The following is a 603-nucleotide window of genomic DNA, read 5'->3' on the forward strand; positions in this document are numbered from 1 at the left end:
AGGTCGCACGGGCATGCCTCCGTGAAGACGAGTTCATAAAGGACATCTATTACGGATTACAACATATGCGATTTGTATTGAAGTCGACTACATCTGGACAAGCCTCTCGTCGTCTGAAAGAGTGGATCGACCGTTTCATGTTTCATCCATGTGGGCCGCTGGCCAAGATTGCGAAAGCTGTTATAGTGCGTCAACGTGAGATGGAAAACACAATACTCTCGCCTTTCTCTAACGGAAAAATAGAAGGTACAAACAATAAAATCAAGCTAATCAAACGAAGAGCTTTCGGGTATCGTAATCTGAATAACTTCTTCACAAGGTTAAAACTTGAACTAGGAAGTTCGAAATAGCAACCACGACTTATGGTGATGAACCAATATGTTGTTCTAATGGTAAAATAAAGAAATGTAAGGAATGGAAATTCAGTGTAAAGGGGAAGAGAGAGTATGAAGGCAATCAAATGCGAATTTCCAAACGATTATGGATTATTCCTAAGTAAGCGTCAAATAGTGCACACATTCTAATAGAAGAAAATTCATGAGATACTCCTCCCACAAATGAAATTTGGGAGGTTTTTCTTTGAAAAGAAAAGAGAAAGAAGAG

At 39.1% G+C, this 603-nt stretch carries 1 protein-coding gene; it reads left to right on the plus strand.

What is annotated here, in order from left to right:
- A partial coding sequence (locus CF394_RS03560) for a transposase (RefSeq protein WP_165767443.1) occupies positions 1-350 on the plus strand: 350 nt, incomplete at its 5' end.
- Positions 351-603 lie beyond the last annotated feature (253 nt).

Origin of the sequence: Tetzosporium hominis (genome assembly GCF_002265435.1) — a bacterium.
In the GTDB taxonomy this organism is placed as follows: domain Bacteria; phylum Bacillota; class Bacilli; order Bacillales_A; family Planococcaceae; genus Chryseomicrobium; species Chryseomicrobium hominis.